This window comes from Streptomyces swartbergensis (assembly GCF_002148965.1).
In the GTDB taxonomy this organism is placed as follows: Bacteria; Actinomycetota; Actinomycetes; order Streptomycetales; family Streptomycetaceae; genus Streptomyces; species Streptomyces swartbergensis.
In genome coordinates this window covers 1-1,309 of record NZ_NGFN01000709.1, presented here as the reverse complement: position 1 = coordinate 1,309, position 1,309 = coordinate 1, and the positions used below count along the sequence as shown (strand labels likewise).

Sequence of the window (1,309 nt, the reverse complement as noted above, 5' to 3'; positions counted from 1 at the left end):
ATACGATGTCCCCCTGCCCCCTCCCGCCTTCTCCAGCACCACACTGACGCGGGAGGCTGCCGTCTCGCCGTAGGAGCCTGCCGCTGTGCCGCGCGTCCACGATGTCCCCATGTGCCGACAGCTCATCGCCCCCGCCGAGTGGGATCTACATGGCGGATGGGCATTTGGAGACCGGATCGAATGGTCCAACCGGGCGTGCGGTCTGGCGTCGCTGAGGATGATCCTTCTCGCCTACGGGCGTGAGGCTCCCACGGTGCCTGAACTCCTAAAACTCGCGGTCAAGCACGAGGTTCTGACCCCGCGTGGAGCACTTCACGCGGGGATCGCGAGCCTGGCGACCGACCTGGGAGTGCCAGCTGTCGCAGATCCCGTGCCCGTGGAAGGACTGTTCGGCCGCCTCGATGATGCCCCGCTCATCGTGTCCGTGACCGAGCAGTTCCCCGACGACGGCCGATCAGGTGGCCACCTCGTCATCCTTCGCGGCTACGAAGACGGACTTGACCCGGCGATCCTCTTCCGAGACCCGTCGGCGTGGGGCCAGACGCACGATCGAGTCACGCTCAGCCGCCTGTCCCGTTCCTACACCGGCCGCGCGATCACCTTCGCGCCCCTGACCCCCAACGGAGAATCTTGTTGACCGAGGCCGGCGGCGAAACGACCGAAGCCGCAGACGGCAGGAGGATCGCCGTACTCGGAGAGATGCTGGAACTGGGCGACGAGGCAGTGGAAGCACACCGCGAAATCGGCCGCTTCGCGGCCGAGAGCGGTGTCGATCTCGTCGTGGCAGTCGGCGGAGACCTCGCCAAGCAGCTCGCCCTTGCGGCGGGCGCGGCAGGTGTCCCAGAGATTGCCCTGGTGGGCGACAACGCCACTGCCGCCGCCTACCTCGATTCCATCCTCCGCCCCAATGACGTTGTACTCGTCAAGGCGTCCCGCGGCGGTCAGCTCTGGCAGATCGCCCAAGCCCTCACCGGACAGGCCGTCACCGGCCTGTGAGCCGCCACCGACCCTCTAGGGCGTGTGTGAGGTCGTGATCAATCTCGGGTTCTGGCCCCGTGCGGGGGCGGGATGCGGTAGGACGCTGGGTGTGACACGTAGGCAACTCACAGACGAGCAGTGGGAGTTCATCGAGCCGTACCTGCCGATAGGCGAGTACGGTCCGTACCCCGAGCGGCTGCGGGAGCAGTTCGAGGGGGTGATCTGGCGGTTTCGGTCCAGCGCCCAGTGGCGCGAGATGCCCTCCGAGTTCGGACCGTGGGCGACCGTCTACGGGCGCTTTCGCGTCTGGCGGGACGCCGGGGTCTTCTCC

Annotated in this window: 3 protein-coding genes; all 3 read left to right on the top strand. The window is 67.3% G+C overall.

Features of this window, described 5'->3' with window-relative positions; genetic code table 11:
- Nucleotides 1–109: 109 nt before the first annotated feature.
- Nucleotides 110–637: a C39 family peptidase gene (locus tag CA983_RS43780; protein ID WP_086606122.1), complete on the top strand. Its 528-nt coding sequence runs from the start codon at nucleotides 110–112 to the stop codon at nucleotides 635–637.
- Nucleotides 634–996, top strand: a complete 363-nt coding sequence (locus CA983_RS43775) for a glutamate ligase domain-containing protein (RefSeq protein WP_107500365.1) — start codon at nucleotides 634–636, stop codon at nucleotides 994–996. The genes CA983_RS43780 and CA983_RS43775 overlap by 4 nt, the downstream gene beginning before the upstream one ends.
- Nucleotides 997–1,087: 91 nt before the next feature.
- The coding region (locus CA983_RS43770) for a transposase (RefSeq protein ID WP_143645467.1) at nucleotides 1,088–1,309 on the top strand (222 nt) is incomplete at its 3' end.

Bases quoted from the DNA above. Each gene is read 5' to 3' on its own strand.
- CA983_RS43780 (WP_086606122.1), top strand. From the start codon at position 110: ATGTGCCGACAGCTCATCGCCCCCGCCGAGTGGGATCTACATGGCGGA.